Origin of the sequence: Psychrobium sp. 1_MG-2023 (genome assembly GCF_030689115.1) — a bacterium.
Lineage (GTDB): Bacteria > Pseudomonadota > Gammaproteobacteria > Enterobacterales > Psychrobiaceae > Psychrobium.
This window is the reverse complement of record NZ_JAUYVJ010000003.1, coordinates 24533-49419: the sequence shown is the minus strand read 5'-3', so window position 1 is coordinate 49419 and position 24887 is coordinate 24533. Positions and strand designations below refer to the sequence as shown.

The 24887-nt window shown below is 40.4% G+C and carries 23 protein-coding genes and 1 other RNA gene; 9 read left to right on the top strand and 15 right to left on the bottom strand.

Annotated features, from left to right (window positions below; translation table 11 throughout):
• Positions 1–55: 55 nt before the first annotated feature.
• From Q8W26_RS02260 to cysK, 7 genes are all read right to left on the bottom strand, one after another.
• Positions 56–1738 (bottom strand): Zn-dependent hydrolase, encoded by a 1683-nt coding sequence (locus tag Q8W26_RS02260; protein ID WP_370694253.1) that lies wholly within the window; start codon positions 1736–1738, stop codon positions 56–58.
• 6 nt (positions 1739–1744) lie between these two features.
• Complete coding sequence (locus tag Q8W26_RS02255; protein WP_101214587.1) at positions 1745–1945, bottom strand: DUF2897 family protein; 201 nt, start codon at positions 1943–1945, stop codon at positions 1745–1747.
• The gene (locus Q8W26_RS02250) at positions 1945–2637 is read right to left on the bottom strand and encodes a M15 family metallopeptidase (protein WP_305472116.1); all 693 of its coding nucleotides are present in this window, start codon (positions 2635–2637) and stop codon (positions 1945–1947) included. Before Q8W26_RS02250 ends, Q8W26_RS02255 begins: the two co-directional genes overlap by 1 nt.
• Position 2638: 1 nt before the next feature.
• Positions 2639–3775, bottom strand: coding sequence for a succinyl-diaminopimelate desuccinylase (gene dapE, locus Q8W26_RS02245; protein ID WP_370694255.1), 1137 nt, complete (start codon positions 3773–3775; stop codon positions 2639–2641).
• A gap of 37 nt (positions 3776–3812) precedes the next feature.
• Positions 3813–4163 (bottom strand): ArsC family reductase, encoded by a 351-nt coding sequence (locus Q8W26_RS02240; RefSeq protein WP_305472113.1) that lies wholly within the window; start codon positions 4161–4163, stop codon positions 3813–3815.
• 94 nt (positions 4164–4257) lie between these two features.
• Positions 4258–4758: a PTS glucose transporter subunit IIA gene (locus Q8W26_RS02235; RefSeq protein WP_305472111.1), complete on the bottom strand. Its 501-nt coding sequence runs from the start codon at positions 4756–4758 to the stop codon at positions 4258–4260.
• A gap of 148 nt (positions 4759–4906) precedes the next feature.
• Positions 4907–5875: a cysteine synthase A gene (cysK, locus tag Q8W26_RS02230; protein ID WP_101214592.1), complete on the bottom strand. Its 969-nt coding sequence runs from the start codon at positions 5873–5875 to the stop codon at positions 4907–4909.
• Between the two features lie 232 nt (positions 5876–6107).
• On the opposite strand from cysK, the gene Q8W26_RS02225 reads away from it, so the two are divergent.
• The 5 genes from Q8W26_RS02225 to Q8W26_RS02205 all read left to right on the top strand — a co-directional run bounded on the left by Q8W26_RS02225 (position 6108) and on the right by Q8W26_RS02205 (position 11460).
• Positions 6108–6950 carry a MoxR family ATPase gene (locus Q8W26_RS02225; RefSeq protein ID WP_101214593.1) on the top strand — a complete coding sequence of 281 codons (843 nt, stop codon included), beginning with the start codon at positions 6108–6110 and terminating at the stop codon, positions 6948–6950.
• Between the two features lie 2 nt (positions 6951–6952).
• Entirely contained in the window at positions 6953–8125 is a 1173-nt protein-coding gene (locus Q8W26_RS02220) for a VWA domain-containing protein (protein ID WP_305472107.1), read from the top strand.
• 86 nt (positions 8126–8211) lie between these two features.
• Positions 8212–9330, top strand: a complete 1119-nt coding sequence (locus Q8W26_RS02215) for a beta-ketoacyl-ACP synthase III (protein ID WP_370694252.1) — start codon at positions 8212–8214, stop codon at positions 9328–9330.
• 101 nt (positions 9331–9431) lie between these two features.
• Positions 9432–10124, top strand: a complete 693-nt coding sequence (gene rsuA / locus Q8W26_RS02210; RefSeq protein ID WP_101214596.1) for a 16S rRNA pseudouridine(516) synthase RsuA — start codon at positions 9432–9434, stop codon at positions 10122–10124.
• 79 nt (positions 10125–10203) lie between these two features.
• Complete coding sequence (locus Q8W26_RS02205) at positions 10204–11460, top strand: diguanylate cyclase (protein WP_305472105.1); 1257 nt, start codon at positions 10204–10206, stop codon at positions 11458–11460.
• 81 nt (positions 11461–11541) lie between these two features.
• Here Q8W26_RS02205 and hppD read toward each other — a convergent pair whose 3' ends face one another.
• Positions 11542–12582 carry a 4-hydroxyphenylpyruvate dioxygenase gene (gene hppD, locus Q8W26_RS02200; protein WP_101214598.1) on the bottom strand — a complete coding sequence of 347 codons (1041 nt, stop codon included), beginning with the start codon at positions 12580–12582 and terminating at the stop codon, positions 11542–11544.
• Positions 12583–12737: 155 nt separating this feature from the next.
• On the opposite strand from hppD, the gene Q8W26_RS02195 reads away from it, so the two are divergent.
• A complete protein-coding gene (locus tag Q8W26_RS02195; RefSeq protein ID WP_101214599.1) occupies positions 12738–13625 on the top strand; it encodes a LysR family transcriptional regulator in 888 nt (295 codons plus the stop codon).
• 57 nt (positions 13626–13682) lie between these two features.
• Here Q8W26_RS02195 and Q8W26_RS02190 read toward each other — a convergent pair whose 3' ends face one another.
• The gene (locus Q8W26_RS02190; protein ID WP_305472102.1) at positions 13683–14033 is read right to left on the bottom strand and encodes a helix-hairpin-helix domain-containing protein; all 351 of its coding nucleotides are present in this window, start codon (positions 14031–14033) and stop codon (positions 13683–13685) included.
• 180 nt (positions 14034–14213) lie between these two features.
• On the opposite strand from Q8W26_RS02190, the gene ffs reads away from it, so the two are divergent.
• The 3 genes from ffs to Q8W26_RS02175 all read left to right on the top strand — a co-directional run bounded on the left by ffs (position 14214) and on the right by Q8W26_RS02175 (position 18132).
• Positions 14214–14311: signal recognition particle sRNA small type (gene ffs / locus Q8W26_RS02185), an RNA gene on the top strand.
• 558 nt (positions 14312–14869) lie between these two features.
• Positions 14870–17119 carry a sensor domain-containing phosphodiesterase gene (locus Q8W26_RS02180; RefSeq protein ID WP_305472100.1) on the top strand — a complete coding sequence of 750 codons (2250 nt, stop codon included), beginning with the start codon at positions 14870–14872 and terminating at the stop codon, positions 17117–17119.
• A gap of 2 nt (positions 17120–17121) precedes the next feature.
• A complete protein-coding gene (locus tag Q8W26_RS02175) occupies positions 17122–18132 on the top strand; it encodes an ATP-dependent 6-phosphofructokinase (RefSeq protein WP_305472099.1) in 1011 nt (336 codons plus the stop codon).
• Between the two features lie 5 nt (positions 18133–18137).
• Here Q8W26_RS02175 and Q8W26_RS02170 read toward each other — a convergent pair whose 3' ends face one another.
• The 6 genes from Q8W26_RS02170 to dinG form a co-directional block, all read right to left on the bottom strand.
• Positions 18138–19520, bottom strand: a complete 1383-nt coding sequence (locus Q8W26_RS02170; RefSeq protein ID WP_305472098.1) for an MBL fold metallo-hydrolase — start codon at positions 19518–19520, stop codon at positions 18138–18140.
• Between the two features lie 85 nt (positions 19521–19605).
• Positions 19606–19761: a DUF2496 domain-containing protein gene (locus tag Q8W26_RS02165; RefSeq protein WP_305472096.1), complete on the bottom strand. Its 156-nt coding sequence runs from the start codon at positions 19759–19761 to the stop codon at positions 19606–19608.
• Entirely contained in the window at positions 19758–20678 is a 921-nt protein-coding gene (locus tag Q8W26_RS02160; protein ID WP_101214603.1) for a histone deacetylase, read from the bottom strand. The genes Q8W26_RS02165 and Q8W26_RS02160 overlap by 4 nt, the downstream gene beginning before the upstream one ends.
• On the bottom strand, positions 20675–21301 hold the full coding sequence (gene priC / locus Q8W26_RS02155; protein ID WP_305472092.1) for a primosomal replication protein PriC: 627 nt from the start codon (positions 21299–21301) through the stop codon (positions 20675–20677). Before priC ends, Q8W26_RS02160 begins: the two co-directional genes overlap by 4 nt.
• A complete protein-coding gene (locus tag Q8W26_RS02150; RefSeq protein ID WP_101214605.1) occupies positions 21298–22068 on the bottom strand; it encodes a TSUP family transporter in 771 nt (256 codons plus the stop codon). Before Q8W26_RS02150 ends, priC begins: the two co-directional genes overlap by 4 nt.
• 3 nt (positions 22069–22071) lie before the next feature.
• The gene (dinG, locus tag Q8W26_RS02145; RefSeq protein WP_305472090.1) at positions 22072–24147 is read right to left on the bottom strand and encodes an ATP-dependent DNA helicase DinG; all 2076 of its coding nucleotides are present in this window, start codon (positions 24145–24147) and stop codon (positions 22072–22074) included.
• Positions 24148–24887: the final 740 nt, after the last annotated feature.

Genomic DNA, 24887 nt, shown 5'->3' with positions numbered 1-24887 from the left:
AGAAAATGCCGCTTAGTCTCGCTAAGCGGCATTTGGCTTCAAAAGGACTAGGGAGTTAAAGGCCTAACACTTCCTTACCTTGTTTAAAGTCAATATCTACTGGAATCGCCGCAGCTTCAAGTTTAGCTAAGTCAGCGGCAAGCTGTGGCTTGATTAAGCCTTGCTCTTTAATGAGTTGATCAACTTTTGCATAATCCCCTGTGCCCTGAATCGTGAGAATTAACTGTGATAAGCTGGTCATCGCTTGGGTCATCTTGTTGATGTTAACGCGGTACAAACCTTGTGCGTCACGCTCGAACGCACCTTCTTGTTGGAAGTAGTTAAAACGCATCATGTTTGCTTTTCCGTGAGCACTTGCTGCCCCAAAGCGTACTGAACGGAATATACCCGCCATAAAGGTCACGTAGTTATCTTCAATGGTTCCTTCACTAATTTGCCCTTGCTTAAATAACTCTGCAATCATGTATAGACCAAGAATATCCGCTTTACCTTCTTCAAGGGCTGAGGCGTGTTCTTTGAGGGCTTGGCGGACGGTTCCTTTATCGTTGATGGTATTCTTAATACCTAACCCATGAGCAACTTCATGAAACATGGTATTAGCGAAGAATGCATCAAAGGTTACATGTTTTTGCTGCTCTGGTGCGATTAGCACCGTTGCGATTGGCGCTAAAATATGATCAAACTTTGCTTGCATGGCATTTTTAAGTTGCAGACGTCGCGTCCCTTTTTCAAGCTGTACTTGCTCGTCATTTGGCAGGTTAATCGCGATGGTTTTACCACCCGCGTTAGAATGACCAGCGTAATAGATAACGTCGTAAGCATTTAAGTCAGCATCTGTGCCAGGTGTTTCTTGTTTAAATTTATTATCAACGGGCAAGCCTTTTTGCAGAGCAGGTAAAAAGCTAGCAAATTTCGCTAAGCGCTCAGACCAAGCTTGATCTTTCACTAAGACATAAGCTTCGAATGCAGAACGATAACCGACTAATTGATCTTCATAAGTTTCGATAGGACCTATAACCACATCAATTGGGTTATTCTTCATGTCCATCCATGCAAAATCAGAAGCTTGGTAATTATCAGATAAGAATGCTTGGCTGCGCATTGTTAGATAGTTGGCAAATTCTTTATCATCAGCTAATGCCGCTGCTTCAAGCAGTAATTTACTCGCGGCTTTAAGCTCTTTCTTATACATTATTGAATAAGGAATGCTTACAAGGTTTCCTGATTTATCGCGGCGAATTACCGAGTATAAACCTGTTGCGTCAATTGACTGTTCTGCTTGTTGTAATTGTTGTTTAGTGATGTCTTGAGGGTAGAACTGTGCTCCTAGCGCTTTTTCACTATATCCACTTAAAAATGGTTTATCAGCATCTAAGCGGTCCCAAGGACCATAATTTATCTCAGCAAATTGGCGAACCTTTTCGTTATCAATTTTAGCCAGAAAACTTGATTTATCCTCACCAAAAGATTGCTTCCAAAATAAGTCATCCATAATCTCTGCAACATCGATTAGTTTGCCGAGCATTGCTTTTTGGTTGTCTGATAAATGTGATAAATCAGTGTTGAGTGTTACTTGATGATAAATATCAAGGCGATCGTTAAACTCAGGCAGTAAGATGGTAACAACCTTTTGAGGCGCGGTTGTTGGCTCAGCTTTTTGTGTTGTGGCACTATCATTACACGCCACAAGTGTGGTCATTGCAGCAACTAATAATGCAAGTGGAGTCTTTTTCATCATAAATCTCTATTTATTATTATGGTTTGATGGGGTTGATTCTTCCGATTTTTCATCATTCTTTTCTGATGTTGTCTCTGAAGATTGCTTGAAATGTTGTTTTGTTTGCTCAGGTAATTTGAACTTATTACTGTATTTTAAGAGCGCGAGATTAGACCCAATCACGCCAAGAACCAAAGCGATGATTAAAATTATTTCAAACGTTGTCATTATACAATCACCTCTGGTTCGGCAATATTAAAAACATATTGGGACATAATTTCTTCGATATTGGCCAAAATTTGTGTCTTTAATTCAATGTCACTGTGATTAATTGCTTTGTAAAGCATTGCCCTGGTTAACTTGTCTGCAGCAACCTGAGCTGTACTAATATGGCTAAGATGCCACGGTTCAATAGCGACACCGCCTCTGTCTAGATTATAAGGCATAAAGAAGCCATGGTGGTGTGAATTTTCGCGTAACCACTGGCCTAACAGCGCCATTGGCCCATTCGCTTGATATTCCCATGGCTCAAGTTGTAACTGATCGATACTAAGCATAGATGGCGAATAGACATCAATGTCGGTGCCCCAGTGATGGCGACTCGCACCAGGAAGGGCTGACCATGTCAAAATACAGTCGAGTAATTGTTGTGGATTTAATGTGTGAGCATCGACACTCTGGTTATTACGGTTTTTTAATGGACGTTTACCTAAGGCTTTATTATTCCAAATTAATAGTTGGTGTGAGAAAGAGCGAAAACCACTGACAATTTCAATGTCGATACCATCATGTCGAGCGGCTTGAGTTAACTCAAGCCAATCATTTTTGATTGCTTGGTGGATTGCCGTCTGTTCATTGAGTTGAAACAAATGGCTGTCGCACTGACCAAGAACTTGCTGTTCGGTAAAAGAAACACGCATATTAATCTACTAATAATTCTTCCAAAATACGCTGATAAACATCAGTGAGTAATTCTAGATCGTTAAATTTCACGCATTCATTCACTTGATGAATGGTTGCATTGACTGGTCCTAATTCGACTAATTCCGCACCCGTTGGTGCAATAAAGCGACCGTCCGATGTGCCACCACTGGTTTGTGGGTCTGTGTCTGTGCCAGTCACATCCTTGATGGCCGTTTTAACTGACTCAAGCAGATCACCGTGATCGGTTAAGAAAGGTAATCCGTTAAACGTCCAGTCAATGTCATAGTTTAGCTGATGTTCGCTTAATATGTGATTAACCCGTTCGATGATGTCGTCACTGGTCAACTCAGTTGAGTAACGTAGGTTAAACTGAATTTTCAGTTCCCCTGGAATAACATTACCTGCACCTGTGCCACCGTTAATATTAGAAATTTGAAAGCTCGTTGGTGGGAAAAATTCATTGCCGTTATCCCACACTGTTTTACTTAGCTCATCTAGGGCGGCAGCGGCTTTATGGATTGGGTTTTCTGCTAGGTGGGGGTACGCCACATGCCCCTGTTTACCATGAACGGTTAGATCGCCAGTTAATGAGCCGCGACGGCCATTTTTAACGATATCACCGAGCGTGTTTGTACTACTCGGTTCGCCAACAATACAATACTGAATTTTCTCGTTTCGAGCTTCTAGGGTATCGATGACTCGTGTGGTCCCATTGATAAAAGGACCTTCTTCGTCACTGGTGATCAGAAAGGCAATCGATCCTTTGTGGTTTGGGTGTGCTTTGACAAAACGCTCAGTCGCAATAACCATTGCGGCAAGGCTACCTTTCATGTCGGCAGCCCCGCGCCCATGAAGCATGCCATCAATAAGTTTTGGCGAAAAAGGTGGGTTATCCCACCGGTCCGCATTACCAACAGGAACGACATCAGTATGACCGGCGAAACAAAATAGGGGGCCTGAACTACCTTTACGTGCCCACATATTAGTGGTGTCTTCAAACACCATCGATTCGATATTAAACCCTAAAGGTTCAAGGTATTGCGCCATTAGTTCTTGGCATCCTTGATCGAGTGGAGTAATAGAGGCACGACTTAATAGATCGCAGCTTAGATCAAACAGGCGTTGATCGTTAATTGATTCAGTCACAGTGATACCTTGTAGTAGTTAACGGTTATAGTTTGAAAAACGTTTGATATTGTTCCGGCTTAAAGCCAAGGTGAGACTCAGTGTCTTTGACAAGTAGTGGGCGTTTGATCAACGTTGGTGTCTCTAAAAATAATACTTTTAGCGATTCGTTATCGAGGGTCGCTTTTTGCTCATCACTTAGAGCGCGAAAACTAGTGCTACGTTTATTTAGCATTTGTTGCGGGTCTGCAAACTGACAAAGTTGTGTCAGTAACTGTTCGTCTAAACCGTCAACGCGATAATCGTGAAAGCGATATTTGATGTTGTTGTTATCAAGCCACTTTAATGCTTTCTTAATGGTGTCACAGTTTTTAATACCGTAGATTGTGGTGCTCATGTTTAGCTATCTCAATGAATAATTTGCCAAGTATTAAAGCATATTATTATTGTGATTTCAGTACCTTTAACGGTGTGGGAATAAAGGGAGCAGACTATGTATCACTTTTCTTTACAATGAGCTGTAGAAGGGGATCTTCTCCTGCGCGTTTTGTGCCTAATAGGGGAGTTAATTTCAGCGCACCTTTACTAATTAATACTGCAACGTCAACGCTTGGCAGCGATTGTTTTAATTTTAAGAGATCTAAATTAATCAATTCTTGCCCCTGAATTACTTGTTGACCGCTTACTACTTTTACTGTGAACCCTACACCGTGTGTTGAAATAGCGTTATCACCAATATAAATATCAATGATTACATTATGCTCGGTTAATAATGTCAAATGATGGCCTGTAGGAGCTATGTGTTTAACGATGGCGCGACAAGGTGCAGTGACTCTACTACCTACAGGTCTGATAGCAATACCGTGGCCAAGAAGTTGGTGACTAATAAGTGGGCAATGATGCTCGGTCAGCAGAATCGCTTCACCACTGATCGGCGCATTGACTGTTAAAGTGGCGAGCTTTAGTTTTGGTTTGGCTTTCACGGTTGGCATGTGGTTTAACTCAAAGTAACTATTGTAAGGTCTGTTAACTACTAGCTCTTAATATTACTATATTTAACAGTAATCACGGGAAAAAAAAAGGATGAGCTCTCACTCATCCTTTATCTGACTAATTAAAGTTAATCATTACATTGTAAATTTATTGTACGTTTTCTTGCTCAGTAAAGATGTCAGCGAAAAGTGCAGTTGACAGGTAACGCTCACCCGAGCTTGGTAAGATAACGACGATGTTCTTATCTTTAAACTCTGGACGTTCAGCAATACGGTTTGCCGCAACAACTGCAGCACCTGAAGAAATACCCGCTAAGATACCCTCTTCTTCCATTAAACGCTGAGCCATTTCAATGGCTTCATCGTTATCAACAAGCTCAACTAGGTCAACAAGATCCAAATCTAGGTTACCTGGAATGAAGCCAGCACCGATACCTTGGATTTTGTGTGGACCAGGCGTTAATGCTTCACCGGCTTTAGCTTGAGTAATGACTGGTGAGTTTACTGGTTCAACAGCAACGGTAGTAATTGCTTTACCTTGTTGGTTTTTAATGTAACGGCTAACACCTGTGATAGTGCCACCGGTACCAACACCTGCAACGAATACATCAATTTCGCCATCGGTATCGTTCCAGATTTCTGGACCTGTTGTTTTCTCGTGAATTTCAGGGTTAGCAGGATTCTCGAATTGTTGTAGCAATACGTATTTTTCTGGATCGCTGCTTTCAATTTCTTGTGCTTTAGCGATAGCACCGCCCATGCCTTTAGCGCCTTCAGTTAATACTAAGTTAGCACCTAACGCTTTTAATAATTTACGACGCTCAAGGCTCATTGTGTCAGGCATCGTTAACGTTAGTTGGTAACCGCGTGAGGCAGCAACGAATGCTAGCGCGATACCTGTGTTACCACTGGTTGGTTCGATGAGTTCTTTTTCTTTCGTTAAACGACCTGACTTCTCAGCATCCCAAATCATATTGGCACCGATACGACATTTAACGCTGAAACTTGGATTACGGCTCTCAACTTTAGCAATCACGTTGCCGTTTGAAACTCTGTTAAGACGAACTAGAGGGGTATTACCTACTGTGAGTGAATTATCTTGTGCTATGTTAGCCATAATCATTCCTTATCGTTTATCAACACACGTCAGCCACTTGGCTTACGTGCTATTATTTGGTTATAAAAATATCTATCTTCCCTAGCTTAAAGCAAAGAAAAAAGAAGTGAAGTGACATTTTGTTATATCGTTATGTAATAAAAAACTAAGTTCTTATTCCAATATGTCACAGGAGGAAGCGGGATAATGTGGTAATGTTAAAACATCTGTTTAAACTGAAAAAAGAAATGCTATGCCTTTTGATACTACCACTAACTATGTTGTGAGTGACGAGCTAAAACTAGCGGTTGAAGCTGCGGTAACTCTTGAGCGTCCATTATTAATTAAAGGCGAACCAGGCACTGGCAAAACCATGCTTGCCCAAGAACTTGCCCAAGCGCTCAATGCGCCACTTATTCAATGGCACATAAAATCGACCACCAAAGCACAGCAAGGCTTGTATGAATATGATGCGGTATCAAGACTGCGTGATTCACAATTAGGTGATGATCGAGTGAAAGATATTGCAAACTATATCGTTAAAGGGAAAATGTGGCAGGCCTTTGAAAGTGAAGTGCGTCCAATTTTACTCATTGATGAGATTGATAAAGCTGATATTGAATTTCCAAATGATCTGTTACAAGAACTCGATAAAATGGAATTTTTTGTATATGAAACACAGCAACTTGTGAAGGCGAAAGTCAGGCCCATTGTTATCATCACTTCAAATAATGAAAAAGATTTGCCCGATGCGTTCTTGCGCCGTTGTTTCTTTCATTACATTCAATTCCCTGATGCAGTGCAAATGCAACAGATTGTTGATGTTCATTTTCCTAACATCAAACCGCAACTGTTAGAGCAAGCATTAACACGCTTTTTTGAAATGCGTCAGGTTAATGGTTTGAAAAAGAAACCATCGACTTCAGAATTACTTGATTGGTTGAAGTTATTACTTGCTGAAGATATTGCTCCTGAGGTGTTACGTGATAAGCAACACGATAAGTCACTCATGCCACTGTATGGCGCGTTATTAAAAAATGAACAAGATATGACGTTATTTGAAAAAATTGCTTTTTTGGCTCGTAGGCAGCAATAGGCATGTTAGTTGATTTCTTTTTCACATTAAGAAAGCACGAGCTGAGCGTCAGTGTCCGCGAATTACTTGACTTGCTTAATGCATTAGAACGACAAGTGGTGTTTGCTGATATTGATAAATTTTATCAGCTCGCCAGAATCGTGATGATAAAAGATGAGAGCCAGTTTGATAAGTTTGATCGAGCTTTTTCAGAGTATTTTAAGGGTATTAATGAGCTTGAACTTTTCTCGAAAGATATCCCCCAAGACTGGTTACGTAAAGAATTAGAAAAAATCCTTTCTGATGAAGAAAAGGAGCAGCTTAACGCCCTAGGCTCTCTTGATGAGCTGCTTGATACCTTACAACAACGCTTGAAAGAGCAAAAAAAACGTCATCAAGGTGGTAACAAATGGGTGGGCACAGGTGGTACATCACCGTTTGGAGCTTATGGTTATAACCCTCAAGGGGTCCGTATTGGTCAAGAAAGTAACCGAAATAACCGAGCCGCTAAAGTATGGGATAAACGTGAGTTTGCTAACTTAAGTGAACAACAGCTATTAAGTGCTCGCAATGTTCAAGTCGCGTTAAGGCGCTTACGTAAGTTTGCACGAAGTGGCGCTCAAGATATCCTCGACCTTGACCACACCATTAAAGCGACGGCCAATAATGCAGGTTACTTAGATTTAAAGATGGTCGCTGAGCGCCATAATGCCGTTAAAGTGTTAATGTTTTTTGATGTGGGTGGCTCAATGGACCCCTACATCGAACAAGTGGAACAACTTTTTAATGCGGCGCGTGGTGAGTTCAAACATCTAGAATACTTTTATTTTCATAATTGTGTATACGAAGGCGTGTGGCAGGACAATGCAAGGCGTCACCATGACAAAAAATTAGTGTGGGATATTCTTCGTACCTATGGCAAAGATTATAAGGTGATCTTTGTCGGTGATGCTTCAATGGGCCCCTACGAAATATCTTACCCCGGTGGCAGCGTTGAACATTGGAATGAAGAGTCTGGTGAAGTGTGGCTGACACGCCTAATAAGTCATTTTGACCATGTAGTCTGGCTAAACCCAATAGAGCAACAACATTGGCGCTACACCATGAGTATTGACTATATTAAACAGTTAGTGAATCAAAATATGCATGAAATGACCGTAGCTGGGTTAGAACAAGCAATCAAATCACTCAAGTAATAGTGAAGTAATTAAAAACGAACACGGTAAATAACCTGTGTTGGTCTGTCATTAAAAAAATCAACATCATGTTGATGGAGCAAGGTATGTCAATCGTAATTAGTGGAACGGGCTTATATACGCCTCCTTATACTATCTCAAATGATGAGTTAGTCTCGGCGTTTAATGAATATGTCGCAAAATATAATAGCGAACATGCAAAAGCCATTGCACAGGGTGAAATTGAAGGGTTAAAACCCTCAAGTAGTGAGTTTATAACCAAAGCATCAGGGATTGAAAACCGCTATGTAATGTCTAAAGATGGTATTTTGGATACCGATGTGATGATGCCATTAATCGCAGAACGTGATAACGAACAAGTGTCTATTCAAACTGAAATGGCGGTTGCCGCAGCCCGCGAAGCGATGGCTTCGGCAAATAAAACGAGTGATGATATCGACTTAATAATTGTTGCTTGTTCTTATACTCAGCGTGCTTACCCTGCTATAGCTATTGAAGTTCAGCAGCAGTTGGGGTGCAAAGGGTGGGCGTACGACATGCTGGTGGCTTGTTCATCAGCAACCTTTGGTATCATGAATGCCTCTAATGCATTGTTGGGTAATACGGCAAAAACAGTCTTGGTGATTAGCCCTGAGATTGCCTCTCCTCAAATCAATTACCGCGACCGTGATAGTCATTTCATTTTTGGGGATGTTGCTACGGCAGTAGTCGTTGAAAAGCAAGAAACAGCAACCGCACAACATTGTTTTAAAATTTTATCGCAGCAGCCGATGACCAGCTTTTCAAACAACATCCGTAGCAATTTTGGCCACCTTAATCGTTGTAACCCTGAGACTGCGGATAGCAGTGATAAACTATTTGTACAGCAGGGGCGTAAAGTGTTTAAAGAAGTACTCCCTATGGTCTATGCGCTAATTGATCAAGAAATGGCAAAAAATAATTTACAAGCCAGTGACCTTAAACGTTTATTCTTGCATCAAGCTAACATTAATATGAATACCTTTGTGGCCAAGAAAGTACTCGGACGAAACCCACAAGGTAATGAGGCACCTATTATCTTAAATGAGTTTGCAAACACGGCATCTGCGGGCTCAATTATTGCCTTTCATCGTCATCATGATGATATGGTGAGTGGTGATAAAGCGATTATTTGTTCATTTGGTGCCGGTTATTCAGCAGGATGCTTAGTGATAGAACATTTATAACGATAAACTGGTATCATACTGAGTAATTAAAAGCTGCTTTATCATATTAAAGCAGCTTTTTTATTGTTATCTGAAATATTTGCTATGGTTAAAGTAACAACATGAGATTAGATCGGTTTTTAAGTGAGAACACAGCCTTAACTCGAAAGACGGCGAAGCAAGCATTACATCGCGGTGATGTGCTGGTTGATGGCGTTGCCGTGAAAAAAGGTGATATAAAAATAAAAGATCAACAAGTGAGCTATTTAGGTCAGATTGTTAGTGAAATAGGTGATCTTTATATCATGCTGCATAAGCCTCAAGGTTATGTTTGTTCAGCGGTTGATGATGATGGTTTATCGGTACTGCATTTAATTGATGAACCTTTTAAGAATGATTTACACATTGCAGGTCGCTTAGATAAAGACACAACTGGCTTAGTATTGCTAACCAACGATGGGCAATGGTCTCACCGAATTACATCGCCTAAATCACAATGCTCAAAAGAGTATATTGTAGGGGTGAGTGAACCATTATTGCCAGAGTTAATTGAGCAGTTTGAACATGGCGTTCAATTGAAAAGTGAAGAAAAGCTAACTCGACCTGCATTGTTAGATATTGTATCTAGCCACCAAGCTAGGTTAACCATATCTGAAGGTAAGTATCATCAAGTTAAGCGAATGTTTGCTGCTGTAGGTAATCATGTCGCTACTTTGCACCGGTCTAAAATAGGGGCTGTTTCATTAGAAAGTAGCCTAGAAAGTGGCCAGTGGCGCCATCTAACTAAGAAAGAATTCTTAAGTTTGGGCCAATAGTAGTTTTTTTTGTTCATATTCTATAGTAAGTTATGAATATAATTTTGATTGTGAATGCTCTAGGGATAATAAATAAACGATGTCAAAATTGTTAATCATCGAAGACAGTCAATTAATTCGAAAAATTATCAATCATTTAGCGACTTCACAGTTAAATTGTGAATTTGACTTTGCTTGTGATTTAGCTGAAGCAAAAGGGCTTATTGATAATCCTGGCAATGACTACTTTATGGCGCTTGCCGACCTTCATCTACCTGATGCACCTAACGGTGAAGTTGTAAAACTGACTCTCGATGCGGGTATATCAACCATTGTTCTAACAGCGTCTTTAAATGAAGAGTTGCGTGATAAAATGCTCAAGATGGGCGTGTTAGATTATATCTTCAAAGAAAATCGTGATTCTTATGTAACAGCAATTAAATTTGTTAATACGCTATTATTAAATCGAGATATTAAAGTTATTGTTGCTGATGATTCACCTTCATTGCGTGCTTATGTTTCAGCTCAAATGAGCAGTTTGTTATATCAAGTGATAGAAGTTGAACATGGGCTAGCAGCGCTCCAAGCCTTAAAAGATAACCCTGAAGTAGGTTTGCTGGTTACGGATTATAATATGCCAGAAATGAATGGTATCGAATTAATCCGTAGCATTAGACAAGAACGCTCTCGTGAAGACTTTCCAATTATTGGGTTATCTTCGTTAAAGGACCCGACGCTTTCTGCTCGCTTTATTAAGCATGGCGCTAATGACTTTTTACCAACTCCCTTTATTCAAGAAGAGTTTCAATGGCGTATTTTGAAAGCCATGGAGCAGATAATGCTGATTGCTGAAATTCGAGATGCAGCAAATCGTGATTATTTAACTAAGTTATATAATCGACGTTATTTCTTTCATAATGGTGAAGATTCTTTTAATCAAGCGGTCAAAGATAACAGCCGTCTAACCGTTGCACTACTTGATATTGATTACTTTAAAAAAATCAACGATAACTACGGTCATGATAGTGGAGATGCCGTACTTAAATTGCTGGCTGAAAAACTGCGGTATTGGTTTAAAGATATGACTGTGGCACGTTATGGTGGCGAAGAGTTTATTATTCTGATCCCTGGTTTATCACAAGAACAAACGGATAAGATACTCAATACGTTCAGAGTCGATATCGCAGAAAGTGAATTTGATACTAGTAAAGAGGTCATTAACTTATCGGTGAGCATTGGTGCTGCAACGCGTGCTGCTGATTCTAAGTCGTTAGAGGCTATGATTAATGAAGCCGATATCGCTCTTTATCAAGCGAAAGAGGCAGGGCGTAATCAGGTGGTGTGGCAAAAAAATTGACCTATTTAGAGACTGAAAAGTTGATATAAAAAAAGCTATTCAAATGAATAGCTTTTTTTTATTCTGGAATCAACGGGTTGCTTAAAGCACTCCGCGGCGTTCTTGATCTCGCTCGATTGATTCAAATAGCGCTTGGAAGTTTCCTTCGCCAAACCCTTGGTTTTCTTTACGCTGAATAATCTCAATAAAGATAGGGCCGAATAAGTTTTGAGTGAAGATTTGTAATAGATAGCCTGACTCATCACCGTCAACTAAAATTTGATGATGCTTAATGCGATCACGGTCTTCAGTCACTTGCGGTACACGATCGTAAATAGTGTCGTAATACTCTTCGATGATGTCTAGTGTTTTTATGCTAGTGCCTTCCATTGCATCAAGAGATGCAACGATATCACGACTTTCAAAGGCTAAATGCTGAACACCAGGACCATTGTATTCATTTAGGTACTCATCAATTTGGTTCTTATCATCATCTTTACCCTCATTAATTGGGATACAGAAACTGCCATCAGGTGAACGAAGTGCATAAGAAATCAGGCCAGTTTTAGCACCATTAATATCGAAGTAACGGACTTCACTAAAGTTGAAAATATCTTTATAAAAGTTAGCCCAATGCTCCATCGTCCCTTTATAAACATTATTGGTTAAATGGTCGACTCGTAAGAAGCCTTTTTCTGTTACTACCTGAGGCTCGGCGAGAGGCACGAAGTCACGGTGATAAATATTGTCATTGTCAGTAAAGCGGTCAATGAAGTAGATAATGCTATCACCAATACCGTAGATAGCCGGGTAAGGCATATCTTTAGCATCTTCAGCTACGGCTTTTGCCCCGCGATTAACCGCTTCAGTGAATGCGGCCTCTGCGTTAACAACGCGCCAACCCATTGAACAAATAGCAGGGCCGTGAGATTTAGCAAAATCACGTGAGAAGCCTTGCTTTTCGCTATTAAGTAGGAAGTTGATATCGTTTTGTTGGTAATGAAAGATGTCTTTACTTTGATGCTTATTAATTTTAGAAAAACCAAAATCGATAAACACTTGATGCATAAAATTCTGATCTGTTGTTGCAAATTCAGTAAATTCGATACCACATAGTCCAATCGGGTTATTTTGATCAGTCATATTGTTACACTCTTCTTAATTTATTTGTTATGGTGCTGTCTGTTGTAATTTATTATTAGAACAACACTGTTAGTAAATTAACTTTACTACCAATCTTGTTCTAAAAATATAATTATGTTTTAATTAACTCCATTCAACTTTTAGATGGTTATGAGATGCGGTTAGATATAGAAACCCTTAAGATATTAGATTTAATCGTTCGTTTGGGCAGCTTTGCTAAAGCAGCTGAACAATTAAATAGAGCGCAGTCAGCGATTAGTTATCAAATTAAGAAGCTTGAGCAACATCTTGGTGTTGCACTTTTCGATCGTAGTAAGTACCGCGCTGAGTTAACTGCTGAAGGTAATGCAATCTTGACTGAAGGGCGAAGGCTGCTTCAGCAGGCACATAATCTAGAAGTGTTGGCAGAGCGTTTCAGTCAAGGCTGGGAGCCACGCTTGGAAATTATTATTGATGGCGCGCTTCCTATGGAGCCTGTGATGCGAGCACTCAAACGTTTATCTGAAATGGACGTGTCTACAAGAGTGCAGCTGCGCACTGAATTTTTAAGTGGTGTTCAGCGCTGTTTTGAAAAAAATAGTTCAGACTTAATGTTGGTTAAAGATTTTCAATCTAACCCTTACCTTAATGCAAAGCCGTTAAAGCCGATGAGTACACGCTTAGTGGTTGCGGCAGGGCATCCTTTAGCATCGATAAAAGGGATTGAATTGAAACACCTCCATGAGTATATCGAACTAACCATTGCTGATTCAGGTGAGGTCGATCTTCATTATCAAGATGATTTACAGTTTGGTGGTGAGCGAGTGTTTTACCTTAATGGCTTTATTGCGAAGAAAAACTCAATCTTATTAGGGCTTGGTTATGGTTGGGTGCCTGACTACTTGATTGAAAAAGAACTAGCCAATGGTGAGTTGGTTGAACTTGATTTTGTTGGGGGAGCTAGTCATAGCTTTACTCCTAAATTGGTTCATTCTTCAGAGCGTCCTTTAGGTCGAGCGGGTCAGTTATTGAGTGACTTAATTATTGCAGAATTTGGGGCCTAATTTAACCTCCTTGAGCTACAGCGCCAATTAGTTGTGACGCTGTAGCTTTGACCGGCTTTACTCTTCGGCCCCAAAGCTGATTAATGCACGGTTCTTTTCTAACAACTTCTTACCTATTCCTTTGACTTGTAATAATTGCTCATAGGAGTTGATTCGGCCATGCTGTTGGCGGTAAGCCACAATCGCTTGAGCTTTCTTCTTGCCAATACCGTGTAATGTTTTGACAAGTTGTTGACTCGAAACTTGATTAATATTGACTTTGATAGGTTGCTGATTTTGCTCAACAACGATGTTTTGTTTGACTGTGGGGTCATCGATGACCATTGCCATCACTGGTTTGTGCATTAATAAAAGTGCAGTTGCGGTGATACTTAGTAAGTAAAATTTTAGCTGAGTGAATGTTTTCATAGATAGATTCCTTTCAAAGGTTATTAATAAAAAAGCATCAAGGGTTCTAGATGCAGCGGAAAGTATAGTCATGATTTTGAAATTGGCGTTAAATTAATCGAATAAATTAAATTTTTAAAAAATTGCCAGTAAAGACTTGCCTAATGCCAAGTGTTTAATAGATAATGCGCCTCGGTGACTAGTTGGTCCCCTCGCAATGATAGATAGTGAACTCGGCCAGGCCCGGAAGGGAGCAACCGCAGCTATCGACTCGTGTGCCGAGGTGTTGGCTGGCTAGTCGCCACTCATTTCATACTTCTATAATGCCCTCTAAACATTTATTTCTATTAAAATAGAACTAGCCCGATAATCGGCGCAGCTTTTATTAATCCTGTTGCTATTTCCTTATTACTCTCAAGTTTAGTTTGTCCCCAAATGACTACACTGGTATGTGTATTTACCGCAGGAAGTCATAAATTATTATGATCCACAACACGCTACTTTTAGTATAAAATATTCTAAAAGAAGTATTTATACCAATTCCATTAATGAAGTGATCAATTTTGTAACGAGGATTAGCGGATTAAAGCTCAGTTCTACGTTTCAATTGAACCTAAGTACGGACATCCATGCCGGCAAGGCATTTATTATATAGTTGTTAGATATAGATAATAAATAACGCTGCTATCATCCGTTTAGACTGCGAACAGTGCTCAGGTCATTAATGTAATTAGTATAACCTCTAGGTTTTTAGCCGGCGGGCTTAGAGCGCTATTGATTGTATTAAACAATGAGGCTAATGTTGTTTTAATGCTAACGTTATCGCAACAATTCATCATTAACTATTGAGTTTGTTTATGGAAGTAACACAGAAGTTTTTATCACTACACCAGTCACTCACCGATATTGGCCATCATAATGGCACGCTAAGTGAAGATACTGATGAATTGATCGAGAAGGTGCTAAAGACGTGTGCTGACAAGCTAGCGGTAGGTCGAGTGAGTTTATGGTATTTGTCACCGAGCAATGAGCAATTGATTTGTCAAAAGCTTTATGCGCTAGAGAGTCAACACTTCGACGCTGGTCATGTCATTGAACGAGACTATTGCCCAAAATATTTTCAACGATTACTCGAGCAAGAGATTTGTTACTGTGAAAACGTTGAAGAATATGACTTTCTTAGCGAGCTACTAAGCTTCTATTTTCAACCGCTTAATATCAAATCAATTTTAGAGGTTCCAATCTTTGCCGAGGGTGCGTTCAAAGGCGTTCTCTGTATAGAGCAAACTGCAACAACGCGTCACTGGGACGTTGCGGATATGGCCTATGCTGCTTCAATTGCTGAAATCCTCTCCCTTACTCATGTTAAGAAGTCTTGGCGAGCAGCTTTGCGTCAATTAAGTCACCTTGAGCAAATTGATCCTTTAACTAATTTAGAGAATCGCTTGTTTTTTGATAAGCGAATTCGCCAGTCATTAGCGTCGGCCGGTGAGGATTACCCTTGTGCCGTGATACTTATTGGCATCGATAACTTTACCGCTGTTAATGATAACTTTGGTTATCTGTTTGCTAATAATGTGTTGTGTAAAGTGGCTAACCGTATGGAAAACCTAAAGTCTAATGAGGTGTTTTTTCCTGCGCGTGTTGATGGTGATGTCTTTGGTGTGTGGTTGCCAAATCAACATAACGAACTCAAGCTAGAGCCTTTTTTGTTGCTGCTTAAAGCGCTATTTTTAAAGCCATTTATGACCCCAGGTGGTGAACTTGTCAGCTTGAGTGCCAGCATAGGCGTAATGGTTAGTAATAAGTCTGACCTAGTTGAACAAGACCCTATCAGACGTGCAGAGCAAGCAATGGTAAAAGGTAAAGAAAATAACCCAGGTGTCATTACTTATTTTAAACCTGAGTGGCTAGAGCAACATCAGCAAACCTTAAAGTTTGAGCGGGAATTTAATGATGCACTCACATCTGGCCAAATAGTACCTCATTATCAACCCATCCTTAACCGTACCTACCAACAAGATGGCATTCGGTTAGAAGCGTTGGTTCGTTGGGTTCACCCGATGGATGGTTTGATTGCGCCTTTTAAATTTTTACCACTGGCTAAACGCCTTGGGTTAATGCAAGAGCTTGGCGATGTGGTCATTGAGCAGGTGTGTAAAGATATAAAAATACTTATAGCCGAAGGTCTCCCTTTATTAAGTGTGGCGGTGAATGTGTCATCTGAACAGTTACTGTCACCGACATTTTGTCAACGAGTGGAGGAGCTTTTAACTGAATACGAGATAGCACCTTCGCTAATTGAGATTGAAATTGTCGAAGAACTCATCGCTGGGGATTCAACAGCCATTAATAAGCAACTCGATAGTTTAAGTGAACTGGGCTTAAAGCTTTCGATAGATGACTTTGGAACAGGATATTCATCGCTATCTCGACTTAAGAACTTTAATATCTCAAAGCTAAAGATTGATAAGTCTTTTGTTGATGGGATCCTAACCAGTGAAGAAGATATCTGTATTGCTCGCTCTATTATTGGACTAGCGAAAGGTATGAGAATAGAAATTGTTGCTGAAGGGGTAGAAACTAAAGCTCAGGCAGAGTGGTTGCTAGAGCATGGGTGTGACTTTTTGCAAGGGTATCTGTTTTCTAAACCTATTGCGCCCAGCGAGCTCTTTAACTTCTTTAGCGCTGAGTCTGCTTTTCCAACGTTTGAGCCGGCAACGTATCACATTGATAATCAATCGAGTGTGATGGCGGTTAAAGCAACAGGTATTTGGGAGGAGCAAATTACTCAACGCTGCTTTAGAGAAGTGGAAGCTGAGCTCATTAAAGCGCCTCAGCCCAAATGGGCCTTCTATATTGATGCTACGGAAATGGATGTAGGTACACTAGACTTTCAGTATGGGGTTAAGCAAGGCATTGGTCGATTAAAACAACATAACTTGCGTGCGACCGTTTTTTTAGTGAGTAACAATGATCTTGTTCGTTATCAATTAGAGATCCTTAACGTTGAAACCCCTGATTACCAACGCCGTATATTTACCGATGCCAATTTGGCGCATGAGTGGCTAGTTAATCATGGCTATATCCATGGTTCTGAGAGCTGATAATGCGAAAAATTAATACTATCGGGGTCTTAACCAGTGGCGGTGATGCGCCAGGGATGAATGCCGCTATTCGTGCCATCGTCTTAACAGCACAGCATCACGGAATTTCAGTGACTGGATTTAAACGTGGTTTTAATGGACTGCTAAATGGTGAACATTTTCAGTTAACCGAATGCTATGTTAGAGATATCATTCATCATGGCGGTACGGTATTAAAAAGTGCACGTTGTCAGGCTTTTACGACCGAACAAGGGCAGTTACAAGCCTCTGAAGTTTTAAATCGGTTAGCGATTGATTGCTTAATCGTGATTGGTGGTGATGGTTCATTGCGCGGTGCTGAGTTGCTAGCGGATTATTGGAGCGGACAAATAATTGGGTTACCAGGTACCATCGATAATGATGTTGCAGGAGCGGATAAAACGATAGGCTTTGCGACTGCAGTTAACACTGCAGTTGAAGCGATAGATAAAATACGTGATACAGCTGATGCATTCGAGCGTACTTTTCTCGTTGAAGTGATGGGGAGGGAGAGCGGTTATATTGCAATGAGTGTTGCCATTGCTTGTGCTGCGGAGCAAGTGCTTACTTTTGAATCGCGTCAGCTCCCTTCGCAACAGCTAGCAAGTATTGTTAATCATATTACGAATGCACAGAAATCACGGGGTAACTCCAGCTATATTATGGTCATTGCAGAAAACCTATGGCCAACCGGAACGATTGAGCTAGCAAAAGAATTAACCGAACAATCAAATATTGAATGTCAGCCATGTATCCTTGGCCACATTCAACGTGGTGGACGGCCGGTATTTGAAGACCGAATATTAGCGACAAAACTTGGCGTAGCTGCAGTCGAGGCAAGCGTTGATGGCGCTCATTTAGTGATGCTAGGTGAGGTTAATCAATCGATTACAGCAACACCACTGTCAAAGTTGGCATTAGAGCATAAAACTATTGATACGTTTTTATTTAATGCCCAACAACAAATTTTTGAATATCACGACTTTCACGATTAACGGCTTTAAATCGTGACCGTTTCATTGAGCTCTGGCACACGAACGTTGCAATGAAATGCCCTTTCTACTTTTAATCGCATACAGTCAGCAGCACAGCTTTCACCATGAGTAATGTAGACCTGTTGTGGTCGTTGCTTGATTAGCCCTAACCAATGAATAATTTCAGCATAATCCCCATGAGCAGATAAACTACCTATGTTATGAACTTGGGCTTTAACTTGAAATGTTTGGCCATGAATTTTTGTTTCTTTAGCACCGTCAACAATCGCTTGACCACGGGTGCCAGCCGCTTGGTAGCCTGCAAAAACCAAGCTATTGCGATGATTGGGTAAAATGTTCTTCATATGATGAATCACTCGCCCACCACTTGCCATTCCAGAAGCACTGATGATAATGGCAGGATAGGTACTCTCATTTAACCTAATTGATTCTTCTTGAGTTCGAACATAGCGCGTAATATTATCGATTTCGGCGCAGTCTTGCTGTGATAATTTTAATTGCCGGTTAAACTTTTTATAAAGATCGGTCGCGCTGATAGCCATTGGGCTGTTTAGGTAAACAGGGATAGTGGGTATTCGATGCTCTTTTAACAGTTGTTTAATATGATAAAGCAATAACTGAGCTCGGCCGACAGCGAAGGATGGAATAAGCACGGTGCCACCACGATTAACCGTTTCGTTAATTATATCGGCTAATGCTTGCTGAGTATCTAGTTGCTGGTGGCGTCTGTCACCGTAGGTGGATTCGACGACCATTACATCGGCGTGTTCGATGGCGTCAGGGTTATGCATAATAGGGTCGTCGTATCTGCCAATATCACCACTAAAGACCAAACGTTTATGGCCATCATCAATATGAACCGCACAGGCGCCTAAAATATGGCCAACGGGAGTAAACATAAATCTACAACCTAGCTGGTTATGCTCGCGATTTGACTTGATAGAATGAAATTGATTCTGAGTCATTGGCTTAAATTGCTTAAGGACTTGCCGAGCGTGCTGTTCTGTATACAGGGGCTTAGCAGGGTGGTGTCGGCTATATTTATGTTTATTAGCAAAATTTGCTTCTTCTTCTTGCAAATAGCCAGCATCGGGTAAGAGAATTTGACACAATTGGCTGGTTCCTTTACTCGCGTAGACTGGGCCTTCATACCCTTGTTTCATTAACGCAGGAAGATAGCCGCTGTGATCAATATGGGCATGCGTTAGGATGACTGCATCGAGCTTTTTTACCTCGATGGGAAAGGATTGCCAGTTGCGACTGCGTAGCTTTTTAACACCTTGATAGAGTCCGCAATCAATAAGGATAGTTAACCCATTGCATTGGAGTAAGTATTTTGAACCAGTGACAGTATCTGCTGCGCCAAGAAAAGTTAACTTCATCATCATTACATGCCATTCACAAAGGTTGTAACCTTTAGTATTGACGCAAATGATTGAAAAAGAAATTTTGACTCAAATATAATTAGCTAAATTAATTATTTTCTTCCCGTTGCAAGTCGGTTAAAACGATATGTAAAGCTTTAATTGCAACCTCTTTATTAACCTCGGACTCTTCGAGTATTTGAATAAGATCAACCGCAAGCTTTATATGGTCAGGGGCTTGTTCAAGGGGGGAAGTATCGCTCATGTTGACGGCTCCTTATGTAAATCTTTTGCCGCTCTAAACAGCTGGCTATGTAGTGGAATAAGTTTTGTTTGATCTTTATGATAGCCACCGCCCGTGACACAACACAGGGGAATCTCTGCCTGTTGTGCCGTCTCTATCACCAAACGATCACGCTGATACAGACCTTGGGTAGTCACATCAAGTAGGCCTAAGACATCTTGTTGGTGAATATCAACTCCCGCATCATAAATAATTAAATCCGGTTGGTAGAGATTGATGCAATAATTGAGCATCGACTGGCAAACGGTTAGATATTCGGCATCTTGAGTGTTGGGTTCGAATTCATGATCGATAGTCGAAACCATTTTATTGGCCGGAAAATTTTTGGCGCAATGTAATGAGCAAGTAATCACATCATCACGGTGCGAAGTCAGTGCAGCAGTTCCATCGCCTTGATGAACATCGCAATCGAAGATCAGCACTGTTGATAAATTGTATTTTTCAATAGCTTCAACAGCAGCAAAAGCTAAATCGTTGAATAAACAATAACCGCTGGCAAAATCAAAGTGAGCATGATGGTAGCCTCCACTTAAATGGAGCGCTAATCCTTGCTCAAGCGCCAGTTCGCAGCCTAACAGTGTTCCACCCACAGAAGTTAATGAACGAGCAACTAGTTGCGGGCTCCATGGAAAGCCTAATCGGCGTACTTCCTTAGGGGTTAACGCTCCACTAACGACTCGATTGATATAATCACGACAGTGTAAAGGAGATAACTTATCAGGAGCAACGGCTTGTGGTGTGACCCATTGAGTTGGTGCTACTAGTTGATCTTGGCGTAGCAATTGTTCAAGTAATTGATATTTTTTTATTGGGAAACGGTGTTTGGGTCCTAGCGCTAAGCTTGAATATATAGGGTGGTAGATAACAGGATAGTTCATCGTGTTTTACCACTTTCGATTCGTTCAATCTTTTGCTCAATAAAGTAAATGGCTTTATTACACTGGCCTAATCGCTTTTGTTGTCGTAGGACTTCTTGTTGGAGCGCAATTTTCTGCTCCATCGCACATTGATTCAACTGGGTGTTCAATTGTGTGATGCGCAGTTCCAATTTTTGTTTGTAGCCATGGTGTTTCGATAACTCATGATATAACTGTTGGCTATTCCCCATGATACGTTGAGCAAGCCACGCAAAGTCATTACTTTTTTGTTGCTTATTGGCAAAGGTTTTACTTTTGAACGCTTTATCTTGACGATAAGATTTGGTTCGTTGCGATTGACTCGATAGTGCCTTTTTAATTGCCTGACATTGGTCAACTAATTTATCACATTGAAATTGAATTAACGTGTTGGCTGATTTACTACTAATAGAATGTTTTACGTGGCGTAGTAATTGTTGGCTTTCATTCACATAATCCATTAACTGGCGTGACTGTGTTTTAAAAAGCTGAGGATCGAACAAAGTATTATCAGCCAAAGGGGGAATTTTATTATGCTGATCATAAGACTGTGCTTGCTTAGCGAGTTGCTTAAGTAGCTGATCAATTTTATTTAATTGATTCAAAACCAAGCCCCCCAGGCTAATTTACAGCTAATGATAAGCACTACACTAATAAATAGTGGTCTGATAAACTTAGCACCAAAGCGAATCGCCGTTTTAGCACCAATTAATGATCCAGTCATCAAGCAGCAGGCCATCAATAATCCAGTTTTATAATCAACTTGGCCTAAAATAGCAAAAGTTACTAAGGCTGTGAGGTTACTGACAAAGTTCATTGAGCGCGCCACACCACAGCTAACTAATAATTCAACCTTGTAAAGTATCTGACTTGATACTGTCCAAAATGCACCCGTACCAGGCCCCGCGAAACCGTCATAAAATCCAAGAAAACCGCCTTGCATGGCTTGTTTAACTGTGCATGGTTCAAAGTTGTCATCAATTTTCTTATGAATAGGAGGGCGTTGGAATAGTGTGTAGATGGCTGTGCTGATAATTAATAAAGGAAGTAACTTTTCGAGAATGTCACCGGATACCAAATAAACGGCTATAGTACCAATCAAGGCACCAATAAAGGTTGAAATGATACAACTACGCCAAAGTGCAGGCGAGAAAAGTTTATTTCGATAAAAAGTATAGCTAGCAGTTGCAGTACCAAAGGTTGATGCAAACTTATTGGTGCCAAGTACCATGTGGGGTGGCATCCCTGTGCTTAACAGAGCAGGCACGGTAAGAAGACCACCACCGCCAACCACAGCATCAATAAAGCCAGCACATAATGCGGTTAATGCAAGCAATAACCAAACCGGTACGATGTCAAAAATCTCAAGCATTAACTAATGTTCTATTGTTAAGTCGTAGGGTGGAAGTGAGTCAAGTAGCGACTGACCATAGCGTTTGGTGACCAGACGGCGATCCAAGATAGTAATTGTACCACTGTCTTGCTCGTTGCGTAACAAGCGACCACAAGATTGAATGAGCTTTCGTGAAGCATCTGGAACGGTCAATGTCATAAAGGGGTTACCATTTTTACTTTTTACATACTCCGCTAGGGCTTGCTCAATGGGCGATGTGGGCACTGCAAAGGGTAATTTAGTGATGACTAGGTTAGTTAAATACTTTCCTGGTAAGTCAAGACCCTCTGAAAAGCTACTGGTTCCAAAGAGGATGCTTCGTTGTTGGTTATCGCATTTATCTTTGTGTAGGGTGAGCAATGCATTACGTGAGGCTTCGCCTTGTACCAGCAATGATAATTGATGACGGTCTCTTAAAGCCTTGGCAACTTGATTCATTTGTCGGTAGGAAGAAAACAAAACTAAATTAGCCTGTTTATTATCAACAAGGGCAGGTAAACGCTTAATTAATTCTTCAGTAAATTTATCGTTGCTTGGCTCTATCTGTAGTGCAGGGATTATTAGTTTAGCATTATCTTTGAAATTAAAAGGGGAGTTTAAACGAACATACTGTGTGCCATCATTCGTTTGCAAACCGACACTGCGTCTAAAGTGATCGAATGAATTAAGGGCTGTTACAGTGGCGGAACAAAGTATAACCCCTTGAGCTTGACTCCATAATTTATCCTCAAGAAAATACCCAATATCTAGCGGCGCTGCATGAATGAGATATTCTCCGCGTTCTCTATCCGTGAGTTCAACCCAGCGCACTGTCGGAGCGCCATGCTTTGAGTCTTGGCGTTTTAACATATGCCACAACTTTTGTTGATTTTCCATGCGGTTAAGGTTATTACCGATATCACTAAGTACCGCTTCAATTTTCCAAGGGCTAATTAAGCCGTCCTTGTAGGCCTCGAGGATAATCTGATGTACTTTATTCAATTGCTTCAGTGCAGCTTTACTGCTAATAGCGTTATTCTCAATAAGAGCCAATAAAGAATCAGGTAAAACGCCGTGTTCAAATCGATGGCGCATATCATCATTAGCAAAGAGCTGACTGTTTGCATTGAGCCATTGACTCACTAAGGTCAGATCACTGCTTAGCTCATTACAGTGATCACTGAGACTCATTAATGGTGAGATTAATTGTTGGCTATTTAGCGTAGAAGAAATTTTCTTACCAAGTAAATCCATTTTCTTGAGCCAATCAATGGTTGCTTGCAATGAAGAGAAAGCACTCGAGAAATCGCGTGTTTTTTCTGGCAAGTGGTGGGCCTCATCAATCACGTAGAACATATCTGCAGGCTCGGGCAAAATTTTGCCGCCGCCGAGTTCCAGATCGGCCAGCAATAAGCTGTGATTTACAATCAAGACATCGAGCTTATCAATAACCTCACGTGCTTTATGAAATGGACATTGCCGGTGTGCTGATAGTTGCTTATTACAAGTAAACTTATCACATTGAATTTGAGCCCATAATAAGGGGCTAATTGGCGTTGGCCAACTATCACGTTCACCATCCCACTCTTTATCTAGCCATGCCTGCCATAATTTTTTGACTAACGTTAAGTCATCTTTTGACGGTGCTTGATGCCATAGCGCATTATCATCAGAGGATTGAGCGTCGGCGACTAACTCCAACTTGCTGGCACAGATGTAACGTTGCCGTCCTTTTACAACTGCAAAGTCAAACTCGAGACGACTGTATTGCCTAAATAAAGGAAGGTCTTTATTTAATAGTTGTTCTTGTAGGGCGACTGTTGCTGTCGATATACAAAGTTTTTTCCCTTGAGATAAAGCCACAGGAATCGCACCTAGGCAATAAGCAAGGGATTTACCTGTACCTGTACCTGCTTCAATGACACCGATTCGCCTTGTTCGATCATATTCACCCGCAAGTATTTTTGCTGTCTGGGCGACCATATAGTTTTGTTCTCGACGGGTAACAAAATTTGGTATTTCTTGTTTGAACTGCTTAAAACAGTTTTTAATTGTTTGTTGAAGCTGTGGCGATAGCATATGAGTGTGTCGATGGGAAGAAGGAACTAAATAGTAGCAACGACGTGGGGTTTAATCTATTAATGAATAGCTAAATCCGGATGATTTTGTTGAAAAATTAAAGTTACCTTTGTTTGAATACTTTAGATACAGAAGATTTAATTATTGTAATAAGGTTATTCTATTTTGTTATATGCGGGGTATTGTGAATCTATCTTTATGTTTTTTAAGTGTAAAGTGTGATTTTTTACTGATTTTACTAGAGAAAAAACAATATTTGCCAGTGTTACAAAATGTTAACAAAGCAGGTGGGTGTGAATCATGTGTTTGAAATGTCCGATAAATAAACAATCAGGCTGTTGGGCTCCAATAAAAAGTCATTGCATTGATGAATATGGCGAAGAAATAATATTACTCTAGTTAATGTGTTAATACCTTTGAGCCCTTAAATGTAGGGCTTTTGGTGTCAATTCTACTATTCTTAATTAACCCGAAAATACTCAGGTTAAGACATATAATGTCGCTCAAACTTTAGGATGAAGAAAAAAGCTATTTTATAAGAATACCTATAACCACAAAATATTTTGTTACAAAAGCCAGTTTTTGACTTACAAAGGATGTATCTAACGTGTAAATGTAATGTTAACAGAGTGTTTAATCTCTTTTGTTTCAATGGTTTGTTTGGGTGCTGATCTTGCTGTTTACGAACTGTTTTTATGTTGACAGCATTTCGCTATGTGTGAAATGATGATATCGATTTT

Excerpts from the sequence above, each read along its gene's own strand:
- Q8W26_RS02250 (WP_305472116.1), bottom strand. The coding sequence starts at position 2,637 with ATGCGTGTTTCTTTTACCGAACAGCAAGTTCTTGGTCAGTGCGACAGC.
- Q8W26_RS02150 (WP_101214605.1), bottom strand. The coding sequence starts at position 22,068 with ATGCTTGAGATTTTTGACATCGTACCGGTTTGGTTATTGCTTGCATTA.
- cysK (WP_101214592.1), bottom strand. The coding sequence starts at position 5,875 with ATGGCTAACATAGCACAAGATAATTCACTCACAGTAGGTAATACCCCT.
- Q8W26_RS02180 (WP_305472100.1), top strand. The coding sequence starts at position 14,870 with ATGGAAGTAACACAGAAGTTTTTATCACTACACCAGTCACTCACCGAT.
- Q8W26_RS02260 (WP_370694253.1), bottom strand. The coding sequence starts at position 1,738 with ATGATGAAAAAGACTCCACTTGCATTATTAGTTGCTGCAATGACCACA.
- Q8W26_RS02160 (WP_101214603.1), bottom strand. The coding sequence starts at position 20,678 with ATGAACTATCCTGTTATCTACCACCCTATATATTCAAGCTTAGCGCTA.
- Q8W26_RS02240 (WP_305472113.1), bottom strand. The coding sequence starts at position 4,163 with ATGAGCACCACAATCTACGGTATTAAAAACTGTGACACCATTAAGAAA.
- Q8W26_RS02195 (WP_101214599.1), top strand. The coding sequence starts at position 12,738 with ATGCGGTTAGATATAGAAACCCTTAAGATATTAGATTTAATCGTTCGT.
- Q8W26_RS02225 (WP_101214593.1), top strand. The coding sequence starts at position 6,108 with ATGCCTTTTGATACTACCACTAACTATGTTGTGAGTGACGAGCTAAAA.
- Q8W26_RS02175 (WP_305472099.1), top strand. The coding sequence starts at position 17,122 with ATGCGAAAAATTAATACTATCGGGGTCTTAACCAGTGGCGGTGATGCG.
- Q8W26_RS02215 (WP_370694252.1), top strand. The coding sequence starts at position 8,212 with ATGTCAATCGTAATTAGTGGAACGGGCTTATATACGCCTCCTTATACT.
- Q8W26_RS02235 (WP_305472111.1), bottom strand. The coding sequence starts at position 4,758 with ATGCCAACCGTGAAAGCCAAACCAAAACTAAAGCTCGCCACTTTAACA.
- Q8W26_RS02220 (WP_305472107.1), top strand. The coding sequence starts at position 6,953 with ATGTTAGTTGATTTCTTTTTCACATTAAGAAAGCACGAGCTGAGCGTC.
- Q8W26_RS02165 (WP_305472096.1), bottom strand. The coding sequence starts at position 19,761 with ATGAGCGATACTTCCCCCCTTGAACAAGCCCCTGACCATATAAAGCTT.
- Q8W26_RS02205 (WP_305472105.1), top strand. The coding sequence starts at position 10,204 with ATGTCAAAATTGTTAATCATCGAAGACAGTCAATTAATTCGAAAAATT.
- dinG (WP_305472090.1), bottom strand. The coding sequence starts at position 24,147 with ATGCTATCGCCACAGCTTCAACAAACAATTAAAAACTGTTTTAAGCAG.
- hppD (WP_101214598.1), bottom strand. The coding sequence starts at position 12,582 with ATGACTGATCAAAATAACCCGATTGGACTATGTGGTATCGAATTTACT.
- Q8W26_RS02190 (WP_305472102.1), bottom strand. The coding sequence starts at position 14,033 with ATGAAAACATTCACTCAGCTAAAATTTTACTTACTAAGTATCACCGCA.
- Q8W26_RS02170 (WP_305472098.1), bottom strand. The coding sequence starts at position 19,520 with ATGATGATGAAGTTAACTTTTCTTGGCGCAGCAGATACTGTCACTGGT.
- Q8W26_RS02255 (WP_101214587.1), bottom strand. The coding sequence starts at position 1,945 with ATGACAACGTTTGAAATAATTTTAATCATCGCTTTGGTTCTTGGCGTG.
- rsuA (WP_101214596.1), top strand. The coding sequence starts at position 9,432 with ATGAGATTAGATCGGTTTTTAAGTGAGAACACAGCCTTAACTCGAAAG.